This window comes from Azonexus fungiphilus (assembly GCF_003634965.1).
Lineage (GTDB): Bacteria > Pseudomonadota > Gammaproteobacteria > Burkholderiales > Rhodocyclaceae > Azonexus > Azonexus fungiphilus.
This window is the reverse complement of sequence record NZ_RBXP01000017.1, coordinates 228,402-234,437: the sequence shown is the minus strand read 5'-3', so window position 1 is coordinate 234,437 and position 6,036 is coordinate 228,402. Positions and strand designations below refer to the sequence as shown.

The window sequence follows — 6,036 nt, the reverse complement described above, 5'->3', positions numbered from 1 at the left end:
GGTCGGGCAGACGAAGGTGAAGTCGGCCGGGTAGAAGAAGAACACCGACCACTTGCCCTTGAGGTCGGCATCCGAGACGGTGACGAACTTGCCGTCGTGGTAGGCCTGGGTGGTGAAGGGCTTGAGCTTGGTATTGATGATGGACATTCTGCTTTTCTCCTTGAGGGGTTGGGTCGTGACGACAGGGAGAATATTAGAAAGCCCGGACCGATTGATCCAATTGATTAAGCAAATTCCATCAATACGTAATTGCTATGAAAGCCCGGCAGCCTTCAAGCGCCGGTAGAGGGTGCGCTCGGAAAGACCAAGTTCGGCGGCCAGCGCCTTGCGGTTGCCGGCGAAGCTGCGCGCCAGGGTACGCAGGTCGGGCGCCGGTTTTTCGGTGAATTTCACGGTCGACCGTGAAAACGCGGCATTTTCGCCGGCCGGCAGGTGTTCGCGCTGGATTTCGTCGCCGTCGCAGAGCAGGCAGGCGCGTTCGAGGAGGTTGCGCAGTTCGCGCACATTGCCCGGATAGGCGTAGCCGACCAGCCAGGCCTGCGCCGCCGCCGACAGCGTCAGCTTGCGTCCGCCGGCGACGCGGGCGAGCAGCGCCTCGGCCAGCAGCAGCACGTCGTCGCCGCGCTCGCGCAACGGCGGCAGGAAGATCGGGAAGATGTTCAGGCGGTAGAACAGATCCTGGCGGAAGCTGCCGGCCTCGACCATCTCGGCCAGCGGCCGGTGCGTCGCCGAGACGATGCGGATCTCGGCCTTGCGCAGTTCCGGCGAGCCGACCCGGCGGTAGGTGCCGGTTTCGAGCAGGCGCAGCAGCTTGACCTGGATCGACAGCGGAATGTCGCCGACCTCGTCGAGGAACAGCGTGCCGCCGGCCGCCGCCTCGACCAGCCCGGTCTTGCGCGCGGTGGCGCCGGTGAAGGCGCCGCGCTCGTGGCCGAACAGTTCGCTCTCGAACAGCGTTTCCGGCAGCCCCGAGCAGTCGACCGCAACGAAGGGCTGGTCGGCGCGCTTGCTGATCCGGTGGATGGCGCCGGCGACCAGTTCCTTGCCGGTCCCCGATTCGCCCTGCAGGAGCACGGCGGCGTCGGACGGCGCGACGCGGGCGACCATTTCCATCATGCGCACGAAGGCCGGCGAGCGGCCGATCAAGCCCTGCGCGTGCGCCTGGCTGCGGGCGCCGGGCAGCGGTTCGAGCTTCTCGATGTAATAGACGATCTCGCCGCTGGCATCGCGGATCGGCGATAACTCGATGTTCTCGAAGCTCTCGCCCTGCGGCGTGTGATGCAGATGCAGCACGCGCTCGCGCTGGCCGGAACGCAGGCTGCGCTGCAACGGGCAGAACTCGCCGGCCTGGTCGCAGGGCACGGCGTAGCGGTGCGAGACCTCGTAGCACTTGCGTCCGACGACTTCCTGGCGATCCGGCCAGTTGGCGCGGTAAGCCTCGTTGGCGGCAATGATCCGGTAGTCGCGGTCGCACAGGATGTGCGGCTCGGGCAAGGTCTGCAGGAAGGAAACCAGTTCGCTGAGCTGGGGGCTGCCGTCGTTGTCTGCCATTTCTCCGCCAATTACTGCCATTGATCACTGCCACACTCTGCCACAGATGGCAGAAAAAGCCCAGACAACCACCCTGCGGCGAAACGCCGCAGGTTTTCAAATCAATGACTTGCGACGATTTTTCAGCCCCGCTCAGGCTGGCACGGCTCTTGATAAGCAAAGACTGTTATTCAACCACCGGAGCCCGCCATGGACCGCCGCGACCGCCGACTCAGACGCGAACTGATCCTGCTCGTCATCGCCAAGCTGATCCTGCTGACGGCGATCTGGTGGCTGTTCATCCGCGACGTCCGGGTCGCCGTCGACGAGACGACGGCCGCCCGCCATTTCACCACCGCCCCGCAAGGAGAAACCCATGCTCAGTGAAGAGCTTGTCGACCTGTCCCGGCTACAGTTCGCGATCACCGCGATGTACCACTTCCTGTTCGTGCCATTGACCATCGGCATGACCTGGATCCTGGTGATCATGGAATCCGCCTACGTGATGACCGGCAAGACCATCTACAAGGACATGACCCGCTTCTGGGGCAAGCTGTTCGGCATCAATTTCGCGCTCGGCGTGACCACCGGCATCACCATGGAGTTCCAGTTCGGCACCAACTGGGCCTACTACTCGCACTACGTCGGCGACATCTTCGGCGCGCCGCTGGCGATCGAAGGCCTGATGGCCTTCTTCCTCGAATCGACCTTCATCGGCCTGTTCTTCTTCGGCTGGGACCGCCTGTCGCGCAAGCAGCATCTGCTGGTGACCATCCTCATGGCGGTCGGCACCAACCTGTCGGCGCTGTGGATCCTGATCGCCAACGGCTGGATGCAGAACCCGGTCGGCGCCGAGTTCAGCTACGTGACCATGCGCATGGAAATGGTCGATTTCTGGGCCGTGCTGTTCAACCCGGACGCCCAGGCCAAGTTCGTCCATACCGTCTCGGCCGGCTATGTCACCGGCGCCATGTTCGTCCTCTCGATCTCGGCCTTCTACCTGCTGCGCGGGCGCGACGTCGAGTTCGCCAAGAAGAGCTTCCGCATCGCCGCCGCCTTCGGCTTTGCCTCGATCTGCTCGGTCATCGTGCTCGGCGACGAATCCGGCTACACCGTCGGTGAAGCGCAGCAGACCAAGCTGGCCGCGATGGAAGCGATGTGGGAGACCGAACCGGCACCGGCCGGCTTCAACCTGATCGCAATTCCCAACGAAGCCGAAATGAAGAACGACTTCGCCATCGAGATTCCCTGGGTCATGGGCATCATCGGCACCCGCTCGCTCGACCAGCAGATTCCCGGGATCAAGGAAATCCGCGAGAAGAACCGCGAACGCATCCTGTCCGGCCAGATCGCCGTCGGCGCCCTGGAAAAGCTGCGCAAGAACCCGGCAGACGCCGAGACCAAGGCCTTGTTCGAACAGCACGTCGGCGACCTCGGCTTCGGCCTGTTGCTGAAGAAGTACGTCGTCGATGTCGGCACCGCGACGCCCGAAATGATCGAGAAGGCCGTGGCCGACACCATCCCGCGCGTTGCCCCGCTGTTCTGGACCTTCCGCCTGATGGTCGGCTTCGGCTTCCTGATGCTGGCCCTGTTCGGCGCCGCGCTGTGGTCCTCGGTCAAGGGCAATTTCGCCAACAAGCCGTGGCTGCTGCGCGCCTCGCTGTGGATGCTGCCGGTGCCCTGGCTGTCCTGCGAGCTCGGCTGGTTCGTCGCTGAATACGGCCGCCAGCCGTGGACCATCTACGGCGTGCTGCCGACCCACATGTCGGTGTCGACGCTGTCGGTCGGCAGCCTCTACGGCTCGCTCGCCGGCTTCGTCGGTTTCTACACGCTGCTGCTGGTGGTCGAGATGTACCTGATGGTGCGCTTCGCCAAGCAGGGTCCGGGCAGCCTGGGTACCGGCCGCTATGACAATGAATACGCTCACGCCTGAGGAACAACCATGCTTTTCGATTACCCCACGCTGAAACTCATCTGGTGGCTGCTGGTCGGCGTCCTGCTGGTCGGCTTCGCCATCATGGACGGCCACGACATGGGCGTCGGCACGCTGCTGCCCTTTGTCGGCAAGGACGACGTCGAACGGCGCATCGTCATCAACACCGTCGGCCCGCACTGGGACGGCAATCAGGTCTGGTTCATCACCGGCGGCGGCGCCATCTTCGCCGCCTGGCCGCTGGTCTACGCCACCGCCTTCTCCGGTTTCTACTGGGCGATGCTGGCGGTGCTCTGGGCGTTGTTTTTCCGCCCGGTCGGCTTCGACTACCGGAGCAAGATCAACAACCCGACCTGGCGCCAGACCTGGGACTGGGGCCTGTTCGTCGGCGGCGCCGTGCCGCCGCTGATCTTCGGCGTCGCCTTCGGCAACCTGTTCCAGGGCGTGCCCTTCCATTTCGCCGACAACCTGATGCCCTACTACACCGGCAGCTTCTGGGCCCTGCTCAACCCCTTCGCCCTGCTCTGCGGCGTCGTGTCGACGGCGATGATCACCTTCCACGGCGCGATCTACCTGATGCACCGCACCGAAGGCGCCGTCCAGCGGCGCACGCAAACGGCCATGCTGATCTTCGGCAGCCTGCTGCTGCTCGCCTTCTCGGCGGCCGGCATCTGGCTGTGGCAGGGCATCGACGGTTTTGCCATCGTGTCGACGGTCGACCCTGCGGCCCTGCCCAATCCGCTCGACAAGGAAGTCATCCGCCAACCCGGCGCCTGGCTGGCCAACTACGACAAATACCCGGCGACGCTGCTGCTGCCGGCGCTGGCCTACGCCGGCACGCTGGCGGCCATGCTGCTGGCGGTCAACCGCGCCACGCTGGCGGCCTTCGTCGCCTCATCGCTGGCCATCGTCGGCGTCATCGGCACCGCCGGCGCCTCGCTGTTCCCCTTCGTGATGCCCTCGTCGACCGACCTGCGCTCCGGCCTCACCGTCTGGGACAGCGTCTCCAGCCACCTGACGCTGAACATCATGCTCTGGGCAACGCTGATCTTCATGCCGCTGATCATTGCCTACACCGGCTGGGCCTACAAGGTGATGGCCGGCAAGGTCACCGCCGCCTACATCCGCGAGAACGACCACGCCGCCTACTAAGGGAGAACGCCATGTCCGAATGCCTGTGTTCCGGTGAGTCCTTCACCGTCTGCGCCAGCCCGGCCCGCCGCCAGTGGATGATGGCGACGGCCGGCGCCGGCGGCGCGCTGGCGCTGACCGCCATCGTGCCTTTCGTCAGCAGCCTGATGCCCTCCGAACGCGCGCTCGCCGCCGGCGCGCCGGTCGAAGTCGATATCGGCAAGCTGGCGCCGGGCGAGATGATGGTCGTCGAATGGCGCGGCAAGCCGGTGTGGATCCTCAACCGCACGCCGGCCATGCTCGCCGCGCTGCAAAAGGCCGAACCGATGCTGGCCGACCCCGGCTCGACCGTTGCCTCGCAGCAGCCAGCCTACGCCGCCAACGCAACCCGTTCGCGGGTGCCGGAAATGCTGGTCGCCGTCGGCATCTGCACCCACCTCGGCTGCTCGCCGTCGAACGCCTTCACCCCCGGCGACCCGGCGCTCGGCGCCGACTGGCCGGGCGGCTTTCTCTGCCCCTGCCACGGCTCGACCTTCGACTTCGCCGGCCGCGTGTTCAAGAACAAACCGGCCCCGACCAACCTGGAAATCCCGCCGCACCGGTATCTGACTGACACCCGCCTGATCATCGGCAGCGACGAATTGGACAAGACCTGAAAGGAAAACATCATGTGGTATTTCGCCTGGGTACTCGGCATCGGCTTCGCCGTGCTGCTCGCCATCCTCAACACCCTGTGGGGCGACTTCGAGGAAGAACGCAATGGCCGCTGACGCGCTGCCCGAGCCGCCAGCCAAAGCCGGCATCGCCGCGCTGCCACTGGGCATCGCCCTGCTCATCCTGGTCGTCATGACCGTGCTGCCCGGCATCGCCACCGACGCCGCCGGCCATGCCGACCACCCGGCGGCCATGCTGCTGTTCTGGTCGATGAGCGCCGGCTTCGTCCGCGGCGTCGGCTTCGTCCCGCTGCACTGGCTGCCGCGCTGGCTGTTCTCTGGGAGCGCCAGCATCGCCGCCCTGCTCCTGGCGCTGGCCCGCCTCGACGCCATCGGCCACCCGCTGATCAATTTCTGAGGAACATCATGCAAATCGCCATCACCAGCCAGAACCGCCGGACGATCACCGAACACGCCGGCAAATGCCGCAACTTCTGGCTCTACGACATCGACGCCAACCGCGTCGCCGGCAAGCGCCTGGTCGAACTGCCGCTCGCGGAAAGCTTCCACGCCAGCGGCAGCGGCCTGCCCGCCCCGCTGGCCGGGATCAACGCGCTGATCACCGGCAGCATGGGCAGCCACCTTTTCCGCCGCCTGATCGATCTCGGCGTGCAGCCGCTGCTCGCCTGCGAGGAAGACCCCGACCGCGCCATCGCCGACTTTCTCGCCGGCTGCCTGCTCACGCGCAGCCCGGCCTACGCCTGCGACGACGAACACCACCCGCACTGA

9 protein-coding genes are annotated in these 6,036 nt (G+C 65.6%); 7 read left to right on the top strand and 2 right to left on the bottom strand.

The window, feature by feature from the left end; genetic code table 11:
- Both DFR40_RS13715 and DFR40_RS13710 read right to left on the bottom strand, forming a co-directional pair.
- Window positions 1-147: redoxin domain-containing protein (locus DFR40_RS13715; RefSeq protein ID WP_147431340.1), on the bottom strand; the 147-nt coding region annotated here is incomplete at its 3' end.
- Window positions 148-252: 105 nt separating this feature from the next.
- Window positions 253-1,551, bottom strand: a complete 1,299-nt coding sequence (locus DFR40_RS13710) for a sigma-54 interaction domain-containing protein (RefSeq protein WP_121459060.1) — start codon at window positions 1,549-1,551, stop codon at window positions 253-255.
- 189 nt (window positions 1,552-1,740) lie between these two features.
- On the opposite strand from DFR40_RS13710, the gene cydP reads away from it, so the two are divergent.
- The 7 genes from cydP to DFR40_RS13680 are packed head-to-tail and all read left to right on the top strand — an operon-like array spanning window position 1,741 to window position 6,036.
- A complete protein-coding gene (gene cydP, locus DFR40_RS17190) occupies window positions 1,741-1,917 on the top strand; it encodes a cytochrome oxidase putative small subunit CydP (protein WP_170160231.1) in 177 nt (58 codons plus the stop codon).
- A complete protein-coding gene (locus DFR40_RS13705; protein ID WP_121459059.1) occupies window positions 1,907-3,463 on the top strand; it encodes a cytochrome ubiquinol oxidase subunit I in 1,557 nt (518 codons plus the stop codon). Before cydP ends, DFR40_RS13705 begins: the two co-directional genes overlap by 11 nt.
- 9 nt (window positions 3,464-3,472) lie before the next feature.
- Entirely contained in the window at window positions 3,473-4,615 is a 1,143-nt protein-coding gene (gene cydB, locus DFR40_RS13700; RefSeq protein WP_121459058.1) for a cytochrome d ubiquinol oxidase subunit II, read from the top strand.
- An 11-nt stretch (window positions 4,616-4,626) separates the two neighbouring features.
- Window positions 4,627-5,250 (top strand): ubiquinol-cytochrome c reductase iron-sulfur subunit, encoded by a 624-nt coding sequence (gene petA, locus DFR40_RS13695; RefSeq protein WP_121459057.1) that lies wholly within the window; start codon window positions 4,627-4,629, stop codon window positions 5,248-5,250.
- Window positions 5,251-5,262: 12 nt separating this feature from the next.
- On the top strand, window positions 5,263-5,364 hold the full coding sequence (gene cydX, locus DFR40_RS13690; protein WP_028995413.1) for a cytochrome bd-I oxidase subunit CydX: 102 nt from the start codon (window positions 5,263-5,265) through the stop codon (window positions 5,362-5,364).
- Entirely contained in the window at window positions 5,354-5,665 is a 312-nt protein-coding gene (locus DFR40_RS13685; RefSeq protein WP_121459056.1) for a cyd operon YbgE family protein, read from the top strand. Before cydX ends, DFR40_RS13685 begins: the two co-directional genes overlap by 11 nt.
- 8 nt (window positions 5,666-5,673) lie before the next feature.
- A complete protein-coding gene (locus tag DFR40_RS13680; protein WP_121459055.1) occupies window positions 5,674-6,036 on the top strand; it encodes a NifB/NifX family molybdenum-iron cluster-binding protein in 363 nt (120 codons plus the stop codon).

Bases quoted from the DNA above. Each gene is read 5' to 3' on its own strand.
- cydP (WP_170160231.1), top strand. From the start codon at position 1,741: ATGGACCGCCGCGACCGCCGACTCAGACGCGAACTGATCCTGCTCGTC.
- DFR40_RS13680 (WP_121459055.1), top strand. From the start codon at position 5,674: ATGCAAATCGCCATCACCAGCCAGAACCGCCGGACGATCACCGAACAC.
- DFR40_RS13705 (WP_121459059.1), top strand. From the start codon at position 1,907: ATGCTCAGTGAAGAGCTTGTCGACCTGTCCCGGCTACAGTTCGCGATC.
- DFR40_RS13710 (WP_121459060.1), bottom strand. From the start codon at position 1,551: ATGGCAGACAACGACGGCAGCCCCCAGCTCAGCGAACTGGTTTCCTTC.
- DFR40_RS13685 (WP_121459056.1), top strand. From the start codon at position 5,354: ATGGCCGCTGACGCGCTGCCCGAGCCGCCAGCCAAAGCCGGCATCGCC.
- petA (WP_121459057.1), top strand. From the start codon at position 4,627: ATGTCCGAATGCCTGTGTTCCGGTGAGTCCTTCACCGTCTGCGCCAGC.
- cydX (WP_028995413.1), top strand. From the start codon at position 5,263: ATGTGGTATTTCGCCTGGGTACTCGGCATCGGCTTCGCCGTGCTGCTC.
- cydB (WP_121459058.1), top strand. From the start codon at position 3,473: ATGCTTTTCGATTACCCCACGCTGAAACTCATCTGGTGGCTGCTGGTC.